At 41.2% G+C, this 19,930-nt stretch carries 16 protein-coding genes; 7 read left to right on the top strand and 9 right to left on the bottom strand.

What is annotated here, in order from left to right; genetic code table 11:
- Window positions 1–195 precede the first annotated feature (195 nt).
- The 5 genes from MHH46_RS02195 to MHH46_RS02175 all read left to right on the top strand — a co-directional run bounded on the left by MHH46_RS02195 (window position 196) and on the right by MHH46_RS02175 (window position 5,658).
- Window positions 196–1,086: a TetR/AcrR family transcriptional regulator gene (locus tag MHH46_RS02195; protein ID WP_256717207.1), complete on the top strand. Its 891-nt coding sequence runs from the start codon at window positions 196–198 to the stop codon at window positions 1,084–1,086.
- A gap of 77 nt (window positions 1,087–1,163) precedes the next feature.
- Entirely contained in the window at window positions 1,164–1,853 is a 690-nt protein-coding gene (locus MHH46_RS02190) for a response regulator transcription factor (RefSeq protein ID WP_076192737.1), read from the top strand.
- Window positions 1,850–2,854, top strand: coding sequence for a sensor histidine kinase (locus MHH46_RS02185; RefSeq protein WP_076192734.1), 1,005 nt, complete (start codon window positions 1,850–1,852; stop codon window positions 2,852–2,854). The genes MHH46_RS02190 and MHH46_RS02185 overlap by 4 nt, the downstream gene beginning before the upstream one ends.
- A gap of 106 nt (window positions 2,855–2,960) precedes the next feature.
- On the top strand, window positions 2,961–3,722 hold the full coding sequence (locus tag MHH46_RS02180) for an ABC transporter ATP-binding protein (protein ID WP_076192732.1): 762 nt from the start codon (window positions 2,961–2,963) through the stop codon (window positions 3,720–3,722).
- The gene (locus MHH46_RS02175) at window positions 3,712–5,658 is read left to right on the top strand and encodes an FtsX-like permease family protein (protein ID WP_076192730.1); all 1,947 of its coding nucleotides are present in this window, start codon (window positions 3,712–3,714) and stop codon (window positions 5,656–5,658) included. Before MHH46_RS02180 ends, MHH46_RS02175 begins: the two co-directional genes overlap by 11 nt.
- A 214-nt stretch (window positions 5,659–5,872) precedes the next feature.
- Here MHH46_RS02175 and MHH46_RS02170 read toward each other — a convergent pair whose 3' ends face one another.
- Entirely contained in the window at window positions 5,873–6,544 is a 672-nt protein-coding gene (locus MHH46_RS02170; protein ID WP_076192727.1) for an O-methyltransferase, read from the bottom strand.
- 339 nt (window positions 6,545–6,883) lie between these two features.
- Between MHH46_RS02170 and MHH46_RS02165 the strand changes: the two genes are divergently transcribed.
- The gene (locus tag MHH46_RS02165; protein WP_076185668.1) at window positions 6,884–7,780 is read left to right on the top strand and encodes a LysR family transcriptional regulator; all 897 of its coding nucleotides are present in this window, start codon (window positions 6,884–6,886) and stop codon (window positions 7,778–7,780) included.
- A 66-nt stretch (window positions 7,781–7,846) separates the two neighbouring features.
- Here MHH46_RS02165 and MHH46_RS02160 read toward each other — a convergent pair whose 3' ends face one another.
- From MHH46_RS02160 to MHH46_RS02150, 3 genes are all read right to left on the bottom strand, one after another.
- Complete coding sequence (locus MHH46_RS02160; RefSeq protein ID WP_076101239.1) at window positions 7,847–8,329, bottom strand: NUDIX hydrolase; 483 nt, start codon at window positions 8,327–8,329, stop codon at window positions 7,847–7,849.
- A 35-nt stretch (window positions 8,330–8,364) separates the two neighbouring features.
- The gene (locus tag MHH46_RS02155; protein WP_076192725.1) at window positions 8,365–10,080 is read right to left on the bottom strand and encodes an ABC transporter ATP-binding protein; all 1,716 of its coding nucleotides are present in this window, start codon (window positions 10,078–10,080) and stop codon (window positions 8,365–8,367) included.
- A 306-nt stretch (window positions 10,081–10,386) separates the two neighbouring features.
- Window positions 10,387–12,639, bottom strand: coding sequence for a glycoside hydrolase family 127 protein (locus tag MHH46_RS02150; protein ID WP_076192723.1), 2,253 nt, complete (start codon window positions 12,637–12,639; stop codon window positions 10,387–10,389).
- Between the two features lie 145 nt (window positions 12,640–12,784).
- Here MHH46_RS02150 and MHH46_RS02145 point away from each other — a divergent pair, with 145 nt between their 5' ends.
- Window positions 12,785–13,678, top strand: a complete 894-nt coding sequence (locus MHH46_RS02145) for an AraC family transcriptional regulator (protein WP_076124617.1) — start codon at window positions 12,785–12,787, stop codon at window positions 13,676–13,678.
- 47 nt (window positions 13,679–13,725) lie between these two features.
- On the opposite strand, the gene MHH46_RS02140 is transcribed toward MHH46_RS02145, so the two are convergent.
- The 5 genes from MHH46_RS02140 to MHH46_RS02120 form a co-directional block, all read right to left on the bottom strand.
- On the bottom strand, window positions 13,726–14,703 hold the full coding sequence (locus MHH46_RS02140) for a phosphotransferase (protein WP_076192721.1): 978 nt from the start codon (window positions 14,701–14,703) through the stop codon (window positions 13,726–13,728).
- Between the two features lie 219 nt (window positions 14,704–14,922).
- Complete coding sequence (locus MHH46_RS02135; RefSeq protein WP_256717206.1) at window positions 14,923–17,196, bottom strand: ABC transporter permease; 2,274 nt, start codon at window positions 17,194–17,196, stop codon at window positions 14,923–14,925.
- A gap of 265 nt (window positions 17,197–17,461) precedes the next feature.
- Window positions 17,462–19,036 carry a sigma-70 family RNA polymerase sigma factor gene (locus MHH46_RS02130; protein ID WP_076192795.1) on the bottom strand — a complete coding sequence of 525 codons (1,575 nt, stop codon included), beginning with the start codon at window positions 19,034–19,036 and terminating at the stop codon, window positions 17,462–17,464.
- An 84-nt stretch (window positions 19,037–19,120) separates the two neighbouring features.
- Complete coding sequence (locus MHH46_RS02125; RefSeq protein WP_076124622.1) at window positions 19,121–19,450, bottom strand: carboxymuconolactone decarboxylase family protein; 330 nt, start codon at window positions 19,448–19,450, stop codon at window positions 19,121–19,123.
- 1 nt (window position 19,451) lies between these two features.
- Complete coding sequence (locus MHH46_RS02120) at window positions 19,452–19,856, bottom strand: tautomerase family protein (protein ID WP_076192719.1); 405 nt, start codon at window positions 19,854–19,856, stop codon at window positions 19,452–19,454.
- Window positions 19,857–19,930: the final 74 nt, after the last annotated feature.

Here is a 19,930-nt window from a genome sequence, read left to right as displayed (position 1 = left end):
TCCATTCTATAATCATACCGTCGGTTCAATTTTGAACTTATGTTACAATGTAGAATATATTACTCTTATATTTACTGCTTGGCAAGTCAGAATTCATTTAAAAACTAAATTGTATTAAGTGGAAATATAAGCTAGTCTATTCTACGTGAAGTGTTTTTTTTGCACAAAAGAGTCCAGCTTAAAGGGGCACCTAAGATGATAAATAAACGGAAAGAGCAAGTGATTCAAAAAGCACATGAATTATTTATTGAAAAAGGCTACCACGCCACATCCATACAGGACATTCTGAATCACAGCCGGATCTCCAAAGGATCTTTTTATAATTATTTCCCTTCCAAGGGGGATCTCTTTAAAGCTGTATTCACCTCTATTCATGACCAGCTGGAAGAAGGCAGAAATGGCCTGCTTATTGGCCAGGACCCCTCTGACATTGATATATTCGCTAAACAGGTTCAACTGGTTATGAAAATCAATAAGAAAAATAAATTGTTGCAGCTGGTTGAAGATGCCCTGGTCTCCAATGATCCGGATTTAATTACGTTCATCAAAAAAACTAAATTCACCTTATTAACCTGGGTGCATGAACGTTTCCTGCATATATTTTCTGAAGATAAAAAACCCTATCTACTGGATGGAGCCATCATTTTCACAGGCATCTTGCAAGATATGCTGCAAATTAACAGTGCCATGAATGAAGTCATTACCTCTCAACAAATCATTAATTATTGCACTACTCTTATCCAGACGATTGTTGAGGACTTAAGTGAAAAAGGAATGCAGCTTATCTCCCCCGATCATGTAGGGAAACTATTGCCTGTTGCTGAATACACTGATTTTTTTAATAATGATTTATCGTTTGCGACCGTAAGCTTAAAAAAAATTATTGATAAATCATTCGCCGCCGATGATCCTAGCCTGTCCAATGCACTGAAGCTGTTATATTTTATCCAAGAAGAGATCATGAACAACAAGGAACCAAGAGAGTTCTTAATCGAAAGCGCCCTGCTCTCCTTGAAAATGTGCCCTCAGTTTAATGAAACGAAGGAATTTGCGCATTATCAGACAGTGTTATCTGCAATGCTCTAAGCACAATCAAAGTATGGCTTCAATCATTTAAGCGTATTCTAAACGCAAGGCACGAAACTAAAAGTGTGGTGACCGATTTGTTCAAGCTTTTATTAATCGAAGATGATACAACGCTGTTTAATGAGATCAAAGAACGGCTTACGCAGTGGTCTTATGATGTATATGGCATTCAAGATTTCAACAATGTTACGCAGGAATTCACGGAAATCAAACCTGATTTAGTGATAATTGATATCCAATTACCCAAATTCGATGGGTTTCATTGGTGCAGAATGATTCGCTCTCACTCTAATCTGCCGATTATCTTCTTATCCTCTCGGGATCATCCGACAGATATGGTGATGTCCATGCAGCTGGGAGCCGATGATTATATCCAAAAGCCCTTCCATTTCGATGTACTCATTGCCAAGGTGCAAGCCATTCTCCGGCGTGTGTTCAATTACAATACGGATAACATTGAACTCAAAACGTGGTGCGGAGCTACCGTCGATTATGAGCGGAATTCAGTGACCAACGACACGGGAACGATTGAGCTTACCAAAAATGAGATTTTCATATTGAAATTGCTCATTGAGAAAAAGAATAAAATTGTCACCCGCGAGGAATTAATTAATAGCTTATGGGACGATAAGCGCTTTATTAGCGATAACACCCTTACCGTCAACGTAAATCGGCTGCGCAAAAAGCTCGACGAGCTTGAATTAGGGGCGTTTATTGAGACGAAGGTTGGACAAGGGTACGTAGCCATTGAAGAGGATTCTCTATGATTAAAAAGTACCTGCTCGAAAGACTCGGTTGGATTTTGCTTTTTCTCTTTGTACATCTATTTATGCTCTTTATCACCTTTATGGACCCGACCATCCCCCTGTCTTCAGTGCTCTATCTGGTCTCTTTATCGATGATTTTTTTCGTAATTTTTCTAGTCATTCGCTATCCTAAGGAAACCAGATTTTATAAAAGCTTAAATGAGCGGGACGATGATCTCGATCTGACAAGCATCGCTCTTGCCGAAAGTCCTTTTGAGAAAATCATCGAAGAGAGCATCACCAACCAAGTGAAATTGTTAAAGCGGACTGCTTCAGACAATTTAATGAATTTGGAGCAAGAGAAGGATGAGTTGTTATCCTGGATTCATGAAGTAAAGACTCCACTGACCGCAATGCATCTAATGATTGAGCGTATAGAAGATGATGTTATGAAGGGGCACTTGACCTATGAGTGGCTTCGTATTCACCTGCTGCTGGATCAGCAGCTCCATCAAAGACGGATACCATTTATTGAAAACGACCTGTACATGGAGCAAATCGATATAGAAACGCTTATTTTTAGTGAGATTAAGACATTACAATCTTGGTGTATTCAGAAGGGAATCGGCTTTGAGTTGAACTTAGAAGCTGCTGAAGTGCTTAGTGATGCTAAATGGCTGGCTTTTATCCTCAGACAACTCCTAACCAACGCCGTAAAATATAGTGAATCTTCTGATATTACAGTGAATAGCTACCAGCAAGCTGAACATATCGTTCTTGAGGTGAAGGATTGCGGGCGCGGGATAGATCCGAAGGACCTGCCGCGCATCTTCGACAGAGGGTTTACTTCCACTACTGTACATCGCGACAATGCCGCCACAGGCATGGGCTTATATTTAGCTCAGAAAGCAGCTCAATCCTTACTCATCATCATCGGGGTTCAATCCAAGCTCGGAGCGGGATCAACATTTACGCTAACCTTCCCACTCAAAAATGAATTCGTTAAAATCTCAAGCATGTGACAACAATGTCACATGCTTTTATATTTTGTTCGGGCAATCGCAGGATAAGAACAATAAACTTTTTTATAATAAAGCTATACAAGAAGAAACGAAGGAGTGAATCATTATGGCAATTCTAGAAGCTACTAAAATTCATAAAAGCTATGGCAATAAATTAAACAAACAATCCGTGTTAAGCGGACTCGATATTCGTATAGAAGAAGGCGAATTCGTTGGCATCATGGGGCCTTCCGGTTCAGGTAAAACCACCCTACTCAACGTACTCTCGTCGATCGACAAAATCAGTAACGGATCTATTACCATCGAGGGCAATGAAATCTCCAATATGAAAGAGAAGCAGCTTGCTGAATTTCGCAAGAATCATTTAGGTTTTATATTTCAAGAATATAATCTCTTGGACACGCTGACGGTAAAGGAAAACATCCTGCTGCCACTATCCATTACCAATACACCCAAGAAAGCCGCCAATCAGAAATTCGAAAGTCTCGCAAAGGAATTGGGGATTTTGGAATTAAAAAATAAGTACCCCAATGAAATCTCTGGCGGTCAAAAACAACGTACCTCAGCAGCTCGTGCCTTCATTCATGATCCAAGTATTATTTTTGCTGATGAGCCTACCGGGGCGCTGGATTCTAAATCCGCTTCTGATTTATTAAATAAGCTAAGTGAACTCAATCAAAAACGAAGAGCAACCATCGTTATGGTTACACATGATCCAGTGGCTGCCAGTTATTGTAGTAGAGTTATTTTTATAAAAGATGGAAAAATCTATACGCAACTAAATAAAGGAGAACAATCAAGACAAGTTTTCTTCAACGACATTATAAAAACACAGGGTGTATTAGGCGGTGTGCAGAATGAGCATTAATGTATTAATGATTCGAAATCTGCGAAAAAACATCCGAAATTACTACCTATACGTATTTGCGCTAGTTTTTAGTGTGGCCTTATATTTCGCCTTTGTCACCTTGCAATACGATCCCTCGATGGATGAGCTGGAAAGCTCTATCAAAGGGGGCGCAGCCATCACGGCTGCCTCGGTTTTACTAGTCGTAATTGTCTCTATTTTCCTGTTATATGCTAATACGATCTTCATCAAACGACGCGGCAAAGAAATTGGCTTATTTCAGTTAATTGGAATGACCAAAAATAAAATCTTCCGCATTCTTTCGGCAGAGAACTTTATCCTATATTTCGGTTCCTTGGTCCTGGGGATATTAGTAGGCTTTTCTATCTCAAAATTGATCCTCATGATCTTATTTAAAATAATGGGGGTCGATGCTATAGCCTCCCTTCATTTCTCTATCGAAGCTTTGATTCAGACGTTGATCGTATTTTGTGTGATTTATCTTTTGATCATGCTGATGAATTATGGATTTATTAAAAGACAAAGTATCTTATCCTTGTTCCGGGTAACCTCAACAACAGAAGGTACAGTGAAAAAGTTATCCTTCTTTGAAATGATCATAGGGATTGTCGGAATTGGCCTAATCCTACTGGGCTATGTGCTCTCCTCTAAATTACTTACCGAAGACGTAACCTCAATGAATCAATTGGCTATATCCATGATTACTATTTTGGGATCCGTCATTATTGGGACCTATCTATTTTATAAAGGCTCGGTAAGTTTTATTTTTCATATCATTCGTAAGCGGAAAAACGGCTATCTGAACATTAGAGAGGTTCTATCTCTTTCCTCCATTATGTTTCGCATGAAATCCAATGCCGTATTATTAACCATCATTACAACGGTATCGGCACTAGCCCTGGGTTTATTATCCCTTAGCTACATTTCCTTTTACTCTGCTGAGAAAACTTCCAAGCAATATGTCCCAACGGATTTTGTATTCACGAATGCCCAAGAGGCTGAACAATTTACAAAGATCCTAACGGCAAATGATTTAGTATTTACAGAAAGAAGGACCCAAGTCCTTCAGGTCGATGTAGATGTTGAAGAGATTCTTGTTAAAAAACCGGACGGAGACAATATGTTTTCAAATATTATGACCCTGGCGGTCATAAGTGAAAATGCACTTGAAGACGTTGATCTAACTCCAGATAAAGCTTATTTTACGAAATCAAGCAGTGCACTGGATAATTTTGTTACTATGAAAGATAAAGGTGCGATTGAACTCAAAGGGTTACATGAGGTTTTTCCACAGGATTATAAAAGATTAGATATCGAAAGTCCCATTTCAGGGTATTACACAGGAGGTGGCTTACCGGTTGCGGTTGTAGACGAATCGATCTTTAAGCGCTTAAAGAAGGATTTAGATCCTGCCCTTCAAAGAGGATCCTCCCTTAATATCGGGATTGATATGAAAGTCCGGGCCAGCGTTGAACAGGCAAATGAACTTTTTAAGACCTTGAAATTTGATGAGAAAAACAAACAAGACTCTCAATTAGAGTCGATAAAAGGTCAAAAACAAAATATGGGACTCATTATGTTTATCGTTGCTTTTCTGGGGTTAACCTTCTTGATTACCTCCGGATGTATTCTATACTTTAAACAAATGGATGAAAGTGAAAATGAAAAACCTAACTACACCATTCTGAGAAAGCTAGGGTTCACGCAAGGTGATCTGCTCAGAGGTATACAGATGAAACAATTGTTCAACTTCGGTATTCCATTAGTCATAGGTCTGCTTCACAGCTACTTCGCCGTTAAATCCGGCTGGTTCTTATTCGGCACAGAGCTTTGGACACCGATGATTCTGGTGATGCTGTTATACACTGCTTTGTATTCGATCTTTGCAATATTGTCCGTCTTCTATTACAAAAAGGTAATTAAAGAGGCGCTTTAAAATAACAAAGGTGTTCCAAAAGCCATCATGGCTTAGGGACACCTTTGTTTGATTTGATATCATTTACAGGTAGGAGGCACCGGCATCTATCGGACACAGATGAACCTCTTTCTAAGTAATAGCGTCACTGGAGTCCGAAACCCTGCTCTATAGGCTAAAAATTCGCAAATAACGCCAACGGGGTCCGTAACGCTCAGAGGATCTGTCGAATCCCTCAGCTATTCACAATCCCCAATACAAATCCATCATAACCTTTGCTTCCCACCGTCTGAATGGCAGTAGCCGAAATTCTAGGCTCTTCAGCCAACAGATCATAAAATTCCCGTACGCCTACTACACGAGCGTCTTCGCTATTCTCATTAATGACCTCACCTTCACGAATCACATTATCTCCAAGGATCACCGTTCCGGGCTGGGAGAATTGCAGCGCCCACTTTAAATAGTTAGGATTATTCGGTTTATCGGCATCTATAAAAATAAAGTCGAAGGGTTCAACGCCCTCTTGTTTCATCTGAGACAGTTGCTCTAATGCATCCCCTACACGAAGCTCTACCAGATGATCCACCTCGGCAAGCGAAAGATTAGCTTTAGCTACCTGCGCATGAATGGGATCCAGCTCCAAGGTAACTATCTGTCCGTCAGACGGCAGGGCTCTTGCCATCCAAATCGTACTGTACCCGCCCAAGGTGCCAATCTCCAAAATCCGGCGTGCACCTTTCATTTGCACCAGTAGATTGAGGAATTTCCCCTGACTAGGCGAAACATCAAAGGGCGGCAGCCCTGCCTGTTGATTGGTGACCAACACTTCTTCCAACACAGCGTCCTGTGGAATCAGGCGCTCTGTAATATACTGATCGACTTTATCCCAAGTAGTCGTTTGATTCATATTTATCACTTCTCCTTTAGTATTGATTTTGGTTTAGATGAACTTATAAATTCCACATTTAGGGATCGTTCGTAACTACGAGGAGTGTTTGGACTTCCGGTCGCTGTTGTCTCCAGATTTCTTCAATTTAAACACTGTTCATGGTTGAAATCCGGAGACAAAGGCGATCGCTACGCTCCTACAGTTCCAAACCTCCTCTCCATTATTCCTTTCCCTAATCTCATCTTTCCAAGTTCATCTTTATATCTGTATTGTAAATCAGTTATAATCATAAATATAATATATCTTTATATTTAATTTATATATTTAATATATGAATCGAAGAATGGGAGTTTAACCATGAACCTACATGCCTTACGCTTATTCCATGTAATCGCATCGGCAGGCAGTGTGACACGCGCTTCAGAAATTTTAAATATAAGTCAGCCTGCCATCACTGCGCAGATTAAGAAGTTCGAAAAGGAACTGTCCTTTGCCCTATTTAAACCTCAAGGCAGAGGAATTGCTTTAACGGATGCAGGGGAAGAGCTTACTCTACTCGCCAAGCGACTGTTCGCCGTAGAACAACAAATTGAGCAATTCGCTCAAGATTATGTTAACGGCAGTAACGGAAGTATCCGTCTAGCCGCAACGTATTTGCCTGCTCACTTTCTCATTCCTACCTGGATTGCAAAGTTTAAGCAGCAATATGAACAAGTGGAGATGATGATCACCACTACCAACTCAAGTGATGCCCTCAAGCAGCTGTTAAATGTAGATGTGGATATAGCTATTTATGGAGGAATCGCCGAGGCTTATCCAGATACAATCCAGACAGAGGAGTTATTTCAGGACGAGTTATGGTTTGTAGTCGCACCCGATCATCGTTATGCCAATCAGCAAGTTTCTCTATCCGAAATGATGAAGGAACCCTTCGTTATGCGTGAAGAAGGGAGTTCAACGCGGGAGCGATTATTATCTTTATGCCGCACATACAACACACCCGCTCCTATCATCTCTTTGCAATTTAATGGACTACATGAAGCCATCAAAGCCGTTATCGCCGGATATGGTGCAAACTTCGTTTCTTCATTAGTCGTACGCAAATATGTAGAGCGTGGAGAATTGTGCCGAGTATATGTAGAAGGCGTCCATCTGAAAAATACCATTGCGATCTGTACACGTAAAAATGAGCCCTTATCAGCAGCCGCAGTGAATTTAATTGAGATGATTCGACACAATCCTTATACGATATAGCGGAATGATTGCTCATTCCCAACAAAAGAGGCCTTCCCTTTCGGGAAAGCCTCAAAGCTTCTTTTTTTACACCGTCCGATCCAATTTAACTTCAAACGCACCTCCAGTTACATAATCCATGTACCTAGTATTTCCGTCGAAATCCAAATAAGCTTGATAGCGGGTACGAATAGCCGCTGCAGAAATCAGATCCAGCACCTTCTCCTTGGCTACCCACATCACTTCAGATGTTTCCTCCGAAGTACTTAATTCTCCACCCACGGGCTTGCAGATAAAGTCTAACATGACCTTGGTAGGAACATCCGTCTCACCGTCATACCATTTATGCATACCTGTATTCGAATACACGCCAATCAATTGAGAAACAACGACATCTATTCCACTTTCCTCTTTAATCTCGCGAATTAGTGCATCCATTAGGTTTTCTCCAACTTCCACTTGTCCTCCAGGAAATACCCAGCCACCATGATGTGTTTTTACTAAAAGAATATCTCCCTCTTCATTTATTGCAATTCCACCCACCGCTACAATATGTGTTGGCCAAGCCATAGATAGCACCTCTTTTTTTAGAAGAGTCTAGCAATTTATCGATAATCTGTAAACGATATTTTTCTATTCCATAACGCTTTAAAAGCTTCACACTGTTCTATTAAATCATCAAACTTCCCTTCCCCAACAATTGACCCTTGATCCACTACCAGTATCTTATCAACGTCTTTTATAAAATTAAGCCTGTGGGCCACAATGATGATAGTTTTGTCCTTAAATTCATTTAAAATCGTCTCCATAAGACTTTGCTCAGTGATATTATCAAGCGCTGACACAGGCTCATCCAGAATTAGAATATTTCTTTTTTGGGCAATGATTCTGGCAAAGGCTAATCGCTGTCTTTCGCCTCCTGATAATTTGAGACCTTTTTCGCCCACCAAAGTATCTAAGCGATCCGGCAAATGGCTTACTTTTTCCTGCAAATGAACTTTTTCTAGAATCTCATATAGCTCTTCATCCGACAGAGTATCCTCATCAAATACAATATTATCCCTTATCGTAGCATCAAAAATCGGCGTATCTTGGGATAGATAGGAAATATGATCATAGTAGCTATTCAAACGAATCTCATCGATATCCTTACCGTCCAGTAAGAGTTCACCTTCGCCCTTTTTTAATAACCCCACAATCAATTTAATCAGCGTAGATTTCCCGCCTCCACTTAATCCGACAATAGCAACGGAAGCTCCTCGCGTAAGCGAAAATGACAGGTTATTCAGAATCTGCACATTCCCATAAGTAAAGGACACCTCCCTAAACTCAATATTGCCTTGGAGCTCAGTGATGGCTTCTCCGGATTCCAAGTTCTTATCTTCTGGGGCAGCAATAAATTCCTCGAATCTTCTGTAGGTCACTTTATTCAGTCTGTAATCTACAAATAAAACATTAAAGATGGCAATTGGGGTATAAATTTTATCGATGAACATAAACAATGCGACCACAATACCTAGTGAGGTCTCGCCTGCGACAATGCTTTTCACACCATAAATCAGGACAACAACTTTAATGATCGTGACAAATAACTCGAATATAGCAAAAAAAGCTTCATGGATCATTTTTAGCTGAGCATTTTTATGAATGATAGTGCGTGCAGTCTGGCTTAATTTACCGATCTCTTTCTCATATCTCTTGTTGGTTCTAAAGACGACCAATTCCATAAACCCGCGGATAGAGAATCTGGACATCTTTTCTTGCTCTTGGAGAATGGCAGCCTTCATGGCATACAGAAATTTCAACAACAGATTTGTTATCAGAAAGACAACCACGTAGCCAGCTGCAATCACTAACATGATCCTTAGATCATAGAAGCTGATAAAGACTAGACTGAATAGAAGAGTAGGAAACAACTCATGTAGTGTTTTGAGAAAAAAAGAAAAAATAATGCTGTTTCCAGCCGCTGCCCCGTTCTCGATCACCTTAATCATCTGCCCTGTTCCCATATCCTGATACGCTTGATAATCCATTTTTGATATTTTGGACAGTGCAAGAATCTTTAACTGCTCCGTGATGCTGTTCGATAAAAACACACTCGGGTATTCGTCTATATAATTCAGGATCGCCACCCCAGCTAGCAGAAACCCATACACCATAATTAATGTGGATATTTCACCAAAACTGTTGATTACCGTGGCCTTATCTAATATTTTTTGAAAGACAACAACCCCTAAACTACTTAACAGCTGAATGGCAAAACCCAATAAAATATAACCACATACCCACCACTTTAGATGAGCTAGACTCTTTTTTAACATATCATTTATCCCCTCTTTTAATTGAATGCAAAAAAGCCAGGCGCCCCTATCCCACTGTAAAAAACCATCCACAAATAAACGGTTCTCTAAGTTAAATAGGTTAAGTGCCTGGCTCTACAAAAATAGCTGCCTATGGCACCGTTCAAAGCTCTAGTTAGTTGTAATCAAAAGGGTAGACTCCCCCCTTGATAGCTGGTACGCGTTTCACCCAGCCCGATAACTAGTTCCTTGTAACGGTACGGAAAGACATCCATTTCACCTCAATTAAAAGAATTGACCCTATTATAATTCTGTAAGCCTTTTTATTCAAGAATTACGTTTAACGATACGTAGTCCGGCCACTTGGCCAACCTTATGTCCTTCATGAGAAGCAAACTTGATCGTAACTGCTGATTTGCCGCTCGTGATCGGCTGCGGGAGTTCATAGCGAATCGTCTCCAGCTTATTCATCTCCTCAGACTCAAGAGTGCCTACACCAAGTTGCTCCCCATCCGCCAAAATATCAAATGCCAGCGAAGTATCGTTCGACTTCAGATACGTGACCACCAAATCCACTTGCTTATCCGGCAAAACTTCCATCGTGAAGGAGAACCAGCCATTGATCCAGCTGTCCCGATACTTGCGATTGTGGATTTTACCTAAGCCTACAAATTCACCTGTGAAATTATGATCGCGTTCAGGCTGCATTTCAGCAGGTTGTACCGAATCGACAGTTAACTGCTCAAGCAGCAAGTTATTCTCCACAGCTTCGCGATATTCAGCCTCTGCCAGCTTCCACTCTTCCGGTGTAAATAAATCCCAATACACGGAATAACGATGATCATGCATAGGGTAGAACGGACGAAGCTCATGATCCCCTGTATACCCTAAACCTTTCATCCGGAACACATTTTTGCTCACATTAGATTGGATGAGGTTGTCCGTCAGTGTGTCCCGATCTCCGATTAATACGGAAGCAAGGGCGCGATCGCTATTGGTCTCTGCATTTATAGGCCCAAAATCACCTGCGAGCACAAGTGGCCCGTAAAGGAATGCAACTCGGTTCGGATTATCCGGCATCGTCTCGATTCTCACCGACATCGGAATATCGTATTCGACAACGTCTCCATCCTGCCATTCTCTATCCAAAGTAAAGTAGTTAGATTTGCCTACATTTACTTGAACATCTTCACCATTTACGCTAACACTCATCCCTTGCTCAGCCCAGTAAGGATATCTTAGCTTTAATGTGAATTTCGTTGACTGTGCTGCACTGATCCGCAGTACACCTTGTCCCTCTGCCGGGAACTTGGTCTCTTGCTGCAAGCTAATGCCTTGCTCTTTCCAAGCCACTGTAGAAGGTACGTACTGATTGACATAAAGCTCATCTGCACTATGGAAGTATATCGCCGAGCCATACATAGAATGGCTTTCCATTCCCGAACCTACACAACACGTAAAGCTTTCGAACTGCGAATTAAACGATTTATGTCCACCCATCTCGAGAGATACGAAGTAACATACCCGGCCATCTACCGGCTCCTGAGAGGCTAAGATGTGATTATACATCGCACGTTCGTAGTAATCCGCATACGCTGCATACGCATCCCATTGGAACATATGCTTAGTCAGCTTCAGCATGTTGTACGTGTTGCATGTCTCACAGGAACCTTCACCCAATCGATCATTTAACTTATCCGGTTCACCAAAATGCTCATTATAGCTGTTGCCGCCGATCACATAAGAATGATGATTCACGACCCGATCCCAGAAGAAGCGGGAAATACCTGCATAATGCTCCTGCCCAGTTACCTCATATTGTCTAGCAGCTCCGATGATTTTTGGAATCTGTGTATTAGCATGTCTTCCAGCTAGGGTATCTTTTTCTACGGCCAGATCATTAAGCACTTCCCCATGATAAAAGCTTTCCGCTAACGCGAGGAAACGATCTTCTCCGGAATCCTCTGCCAAATCCGTCAGCGCTTCATTCATGCCGCCAAACTCACAACGCAGCACCTCTTGGATCTGATCTTTACTCAGCCCTGCAAAAATATCCTCAAGCCACAGCCCCAGCTTCGTTTCAATAACGAGCGCCTTCTGATTGCCGGCCAATCGATAAGCATCGCGAAGACCTGCAAACAGCTTATGCATCGTGTAAAGCGGCACCCAACCTCCGTTGAGGTCAAAGCCCTGTGAGCGAATGTCGCCTGCCTTCACTTCCTCAAATAACTCCTTGCCACGAGGAATGCCGGAAATAAAGCCATTGCCATGCGCATCCTGACATTGCTCTAATTCATCTACTACATAATTCACGCGTTGTAGCAGCTCTTCATTTCCCGTAGAGGCATACATTAACGCACATCCAGAAATAAAATGGCCTAACGTATGGCCGCTAATACCCTGAGATTCCCAGCCCTCGTAGTGAGCAGCCTTAGGCTCTAAGCCAGCATATTCGCGAAAACGCGACAGAAGCCGATCTGCCTCAAGCTTAAGTAAATAATCAGTATTTAACTCCATCGCATGGAGAAGTGGACCTGAATCAATTCGTACGTTCTGTAGATCAAAAGCTTGCGTCTTCAATGAAATCGCTCCCTCGCAATCTTGTCAGGGTTAGATGACAAGTGTATATTTGTATCCATAAGATAACACCGGAACGTTGATTTGTCGGTAGATCAGTCGTACAAATAGTGGACAAACCCGACTTATTGATTGCTAGGAGGACCGCATGACCTACTTAAAAATAAATGCAGATGTACCTGTTCATTTTACAGCGGCAGGTGAATTTATCTCAGAAACACCATGGAAGCATGTGGAGCGTGTTATGGGGAACTACGAACTAATCATTGGCGTGAACGAAACGGTATATTTGAGTGAGGAGAACAAACAATTTGAAGTAGGTCCTGACGAAGCTTTTCTGCTCATGCCTAATCGCACACATGTCGGCTATAGAGAGTCACGACCCGGGGTTAAGTTTTATTGGTTTCATTTCGAACTGACAACCGAGGGGTTATTACTGAGTGAGGAGGAAATGAAGCCTGAGGCAGAAGAAATCTTTTCGCGCACACAGCGCTTATGGTCCGTACATGATCTATATCTGCCCCAAATCATAAAAATCGAACATAGTGACCGGATTCATATTCTGGCGAATCAAATCCTTCATGTGGCCAACTCGGGGTATTTAACCTATTCCAGCGTTAATTATTTGCTGACCTCGCTTTTAATTGAGCTGTCTGAGCATGCACTTCAGCCGTTCGCCAGTAAGCTGATCCGCGCACAGCAAGATGTCACCTTCGTCAAAATAGCTGAGTGGACAAGGATACATGCAAGCGAACCGCTTACCGTGGCCATCATCGCGGATAAATTCAATTACAACAAGGACTATCTAGCTCGGCTATTTAAACAGCATACCTCCATGGGGCCATTAGAATATATCCATTCAGTACGTGTGACTAAAGCGAAGGAGCTACTAACCAGAACCGCATTAAGCGTGAGGGACATCGCGACAGAGACGGGGTTCACCGACGATAAATATTTCATGCGCCTCTTCCGAAAATACGAAAACATGACGCCCACCCAATATCGTAACGCTTATCATAAGACGTTTATGAATAATGACTGAAGTAAAGCCACCCCTAAATATGGAGTGGCTTCTTGTTTGGGTATTGTCTATTGGATAGAATGAACTTCACACCAATTACGTAGGAATTGCAGATTAGTATTGAAGTAATGATCGTTTTGCCACCCGCAACTCCAAACCTGTGCGTTCCCTGTGTGCAGACCCATCAACCATATCTCCCGGATAGCAACAAATATAGGGATTGCCTTTAAATCGTTCTCAGATAATACTTTATGCTTTTGGTATGAGTTCAGGAAAACAGTCCATTGTTCATTGTCAAAATGCTCTCGTTCTTTCCCTCTAACCCTTGACCACAGAAACACGGAAACATCATAGGCCCTCCAGCCAAAACCTCCGCAATCAAAGTCGAAATGAGTCAGGGTATCCTCGTAGAAATGTACGTTCGCTCCATGAAGATCACCATGACATGCCCCCCAATCCAGCGCTGATGAGATTTCAGCTATGCTATTTGCCAATACTTCCGACAAAGATTCTAGATAATCGATATCCTCTTGCCTGTGGGATAAAGGCTTGCGAATCGATTGAAGCGGTTCTTGAAGCAGATGATCCAGATTAAGCGTAAATCTTTGCTGCCCACATTCGAAATCATCCATAGCCAGATGCATCTTAGCCACTTGTTCACCGTATAATTCACAGCTAGCTTTTTCATCGGAATAATTGCCTTTTGCAAAAGTAAACAGAACTGCGTAACGTGTTCCTTCAGGAGCCTCCAGCTCAATTAGGTAACCACCATCCCTGCTGATTACCGGAGCCGATACCGGGATATTCTTCTTATTTAAGTGATTCAATAACTCCACTTCAAAATCAATCTCATGTTTATTTCGCCAATGAGCTTTATAGATCCTAAGAATGTATTTATCAATAGAGGTCTTTAGTAAATAGGTATCATTAAGTCCGTTCTCATAAAAACTACACTCCAAAACATCCCCGATTTCATAAAGATCATTAATTACGGGTACTATGGCATGGGAAGAAATTACGGAATGATACACCGGCAGTTTCAGCATATAAATCACCCTTCAACGTTAATTACTACTCACTATTTATTTTCACGTTTGGCCCGTATAAAGGCGAGGGATTTATTAAATATAGCTAAACTTTCCGCATCGTTAATTTAATTGCTCTATAATGCTCTGCTTCGATATTGATCGTCTAACAAACTGAACCATACCAGTCTGGACAAGTAAAATAACCAAGAAATACAGGAAAATAGCACTCCAAGGGAATTAGTATTGAATGTAGGAAAGCCCCCCCATATTCCCTGCACTCTTACTTATCATGTATCCCATTAGATTGCCCGTAAAAAGAGCCATCGTAAAGCTTCCAACCACTAAAAATCCTGTTTCATAGGTTAACATAGCCATTAATTGTTTTCGGCTCATTCCTATGGCTTGCATAAGGCCTAGCTCCCCTTTTCTTGCAGAAATAGTGGTGATTATGGTGTTCAAGAGATTGATCATACTGAATACTGCTATAAAAACCATAAAACTATACACTGAAATAGTGATAGTTCTAAAAGCAATTCTATTGGATTCCACAACTTCGGAAAAAGACAATAATTTGAGTGTATCCTCATTGAGAATCACACCCTCTAACTCACTCTTTATTGACTCTTCATTCGATTTATCCATAGTAATAACTTCGTAGCTCTTATTGCTATTAAAAGGGGCTACAGTTTGCATTACTTTGGGTGGAAGATAAAATGAAGTTCCTGAATTCTTATCCGTAATATCTCCAATGATCTCAAAATCATGTTTGGCCTTCTCCTGATCATTAGCAATTATGAATGAAATATGATCACCGACAGCGTAATGAGCCCCGTAATAATCTAAGTCACTACTGGCGCTGTTAAGGAGTATGTAGGATGCATCCGACGAATCAACATCTGGGATCTTCCCCTCAGCCAAATGACTACTCCATCTTTCGTTGTTTAACGTAGGGATATTCTCAATACTGACTATCGCGGCCCCGTCATCCGTTTTTATTCCTTCGATAGCAGCTTCAATATACTGATGTTCGATTACGTCCTCAACTTCATTTATAGCTAGGATTTTATTTTTTAAAGAAGTAGATAGTTGCCCTTCCGTCTGAAGATCACTTAATGAGGTTGTTTCAGAATACAACTCATTATTAATTTGAATATCAAACCGACCATGATTCGGAAAATATTTCTCTGCTTTTGAGATTGGATCGACCGAGTTTAATAATGTCCCCAAGGAAACAAATAGCGTTCCGCTTAAAAAAAGAGACAGCAAAGTTAACACCGTCTTTTTCCTGCTTCTTGATAAGTTCAATGCAGCTAAAGAAAATGGTGTGAGTCTTTTCGAGTTTCTTTTCTCCTTTTTTGTATTAACATCGGCATCTACATGTCTAATCGCCGTTATAGGAGAGATTCTTGATGCGAATTTAGATGGTGCGTTTAATGAAGCTCTAACTGTTACTTTGGTGAGCAAACCGGCTAAAAAGGCAAGTGAAAAACTTGGAACTGCATTCCAGTGAAAGCCACTTAAAATCCAGCTCATTAAACATCCTAAGATAACTCCAATAGGGATATATTTTCTTGAAAGATTTTTCCCTTCATATAGAACTAGCTGTTTTATCTGCTTTTTTGTTGCACCGATTGCTCTAAGTTGTCCGTATTGTTTAATTCGCTTAGTAATTGAAATATAAAAGATATTGTAGATAACTAGCCAACAAGCCAGTGCGATGATCAGCATGATAGACAAGATGGATATCACAGTGCTTCCTGACAGATTATTACTGTCCACATTCACATTATTGATCTGAATATTTCTCTCAGAGATACCCATTCGCTGCCCTATTTCTTTGATTTTTGACTTCAGTTCCTCGTTGGAATAACTGCTGCTGTTGTTGATGCTAATTGCCGCGGAGTAATCCTCTTTGGAAAGAAACGGATCTGCCTCAACGAACGCGCTTGATACCAGAGCATTGTAGCCGATTCGATTCTCGTTACCTGATGCGGTTGTTTGCAGAATTCCAGAAATCACAAATTGGCTGGTTTGAAATTCTTTGCTGGCATTGTTTCTAAATTGCAAAGAAATAGAATCGCCAAGCCCCAGGCTTCGATCATCGGATAACTGAAAGTCTTTTTCTATTGCAATTTCATTTTCTTTTGTAGGGAACTTCCCCAGAACGATATTGGCATTTGATAAATCCATCATGGCTTGATCCGTGTAGAGAATGGACAATAAGCGTTCTTCTTTTTTCTCTCTGCCTATTTCCTTATAGAGTCCGATTTTATTAATTCCCTCTATTTCTTTCAATCGTGAGATTTCATTGTTATTGAGATTATAGAATAAAGCCTGGAAATTCGACTCATGTTGTAGGTTAGTAAAAGAATTATAACCAAAGGTCATTACAACAGTTAATAAAAACGCAGCTAAAGCTATCACACTGCCTACAAAGTAATTTTTGGTTTTTTCCGCTTTTAAATTTGCTTTTGCAATTCTTATCATTGCTGTTTTATTCTGTATGGACATTGATACATCATCCTCCTATCGTATAACGAATATTCCTCCCTTTGCATCATCAAGTGAATACTTTCACTATTTATTCTATAGATAATATTCTCCAACAAAGATCAATCACCCTTTAAATAGATGATATATACTATATTTACTATTCATATAATATATGGATACAACAAAAAAGACTTCCCCCTCTGGAGCGTTTGAGTATCTCCAAATTAGCGGAAGTCTTTTTATGCTCAATATGCCTTGTGTAGCAAACATTTAGATTAATAAATTACGCCTCGGCACTTCTCTCCTGAAGCGCACCGACCAACGGATTCCACCGCCAGCGCGGAGTCAATCCTTGCAGATGTACACCTCCAAACCACTCATCGCTGCCATTCTTCTGCACCCAGTCTTCGTTTCCAGCTATTACACTCTTACCTAGCTCTGTTAATACAAGCTCACAGTCTTTAAATTGCATTACTGAATCGTTATAAACAGGGAACTCATTGCATCCATGGGTTTGTAGCAAAGGGTACGTGCCTTGTACCATCTTTCTTAGGATATGCCAATATTGCAAGTCGCCCATTCCCAAGATATGAAGCTTATCACCCACATTTTTGAACAGCTCATAGGGTGATTTTATTCCCTCATGGATCATCTCCAGCGTGATTTGTTCTACGATGCCAAGTCCGTTTGTAGTAGAAGGAAAGCGCGATAAATGCGCCCGGAAGGCGTCATGTGCAAAGGGTAAAGCCGATGTATCTGTAGTTAATCGTTGTTGCAGCAATTCTGGATTCGGTGATACATAGGCTTCCCAGAGTGCTTGACCTGCTTCTAATTCTTTGGCTCCGATTAGCTTCCATGTGCCTGATAATGTTTCCATCTGCTCTATAGAAAGTTGTCCAAGTCCTCGAAATAACTTTATTCCCGGATACTCTCCAATGCATAGTAAGCTTAGCTTGGTGGTTAACATTTTCTGCTTCGAGAACCAATGGAGTAAATAACTGAGCATCGTCTGATCGAAAAGGTCATGCTCGAACCATAACACCACTTCTTCATATTTATGGAAATCAGCTAAAATCTTCTCTTGCCTCTCACTATTGGCGATAAATTCCCTCTGCGGAATCCCCATCGTTTGTTCCAAATATTGCGCTCGAACAGCGCGGTTATCTCCATCGGCAGGATCCAAAAATACCGGCCCATGCGAATATACCTCTCTCCACACTAGTACATCACCTTTCACGATTCCTTGCCGCAGCTTCTCTCCCACTACATCTCCATTTACAATGTGAAGCACAGCTTTTCCCCCTTCGTACAAATGGTTGAATACGGAAAGAACATCTGCCACAGGCAATGCACCTTTCAGCTTGCGGCGGGCATCAAAAAGTCGCTTCTTCAATACCGAAACCGAAGTCCCCAGAAAGTCAGCAATCTCTTGTAGTGAGTAGCCTTGAAAATAATATAATTGAACGGCAATCCGCATATTGGACGTTAATGCAGCTATAGACTCGTGAACCAGCCGTTGGGTTTCCTTTTTCTCAATAATATCTGCTATAGAAAATGAAGATTCTGTCGCTTGCGCAGCTTCATCGTAGGGTAATGCAGGATGCTGCTTTCTTCGCAAGATGCGATAACATTGCCGCACCACAATAGCTTTAAACCAGCCCGGGAATGCCTCTACTGCTCGTAATTTATTCAAATGCAAAAAGGCTTCTGTGAAAGCTTCCTGCACAGCATCTTCCGCTAATTGATAGTCACGCAGCTTTTCGAACGCAACTGCATTGGCCATCGGTGTAAAGTGCTTAACAATCTGTTCAAAAGCTTGTCGGTCTCCTTGTTTAGCCTCTTCGATATACTGAAGCATCTGTCCTCCGCTCCCTTCTTCCGTATTATATACAAGTGCCAATGAAGTTCCTAAAGGTTACGGATGGGATTGAAAAGTCAGACGTTATTTATTTTTTCCTATTACATCCTTTGCAACCTCTAGAGCTGAAGAGGCTCGCGGCCAACCTACATAAAAAGAAAGGTGGGTGATGGCCTCCACGATTTCTTCAAGTTGTAAGCCGTTCTCTAAAGCCAAGTGCAGATGATAGGGGAGTTGTTCCGTCATGCCCCCCATCACCAAGGCAGAAATCGTAATCATGCTACGATCCCGAAGTGATAATTGCTCACGTCTCCATAAGTCCCCAAATAACACATTTTCCGAGTAGTCGACGAATGCCGGAGCGAACTCCCCTAACGATTCCCGTACATTTGTGACGATTTTCTGATGCGCCATATTACACCTCCCTAACCGGAGGTTGTAGCATTTGAGCAACACCGTTACCAAACGACCAATCTTCGAATTCCGTATCGACGAGCACAATGAATATATCTTCTTTTCTGATGTTTAGCGTCATCGATAATTCCTCGGCTAGCCTCGCGTAAAAGCTTTTCTTCTGTTCCGTTGATCTTCCGGATTTTAGCATAACTTGGATATATATCAGTCCGTCGCTTCGTTCAATATTTAAATAATCTTTACTATAAAAAAATTCCCCCGCTTTATGCGCATGAAAAACCTGAAACATATCATCCTCCGGTACATGGAAATGCTGAATTAACGCGCTCATAATCGCTCTGCATATTCCTTCTAGCTGATGAATGTCGTATTGTTGCTCCAGATAACTGACTCTAATGAATGGCATTTTAATTCACTCCTTCTTTGGAATTCTTTTATTGTACTCTCAGTATTTTGATTTATATAATTGAATAAGATAAT

The sequence above is a fragment of the Paenibacillus sp. FSL H8-0175 genome, from assembly GCF_045040615.1.
GTDB lineage: Bacteria > Bacillota > Bacilli > Paenibacillales > Paenibacillaceae > Paenibacillus_AQ > Paenibacillus_AQ odorifer.
Note: the sequence above shows the minus strand (reverse complement) of the source record. Positions and strands in the feature narration are given on the sequence as shown.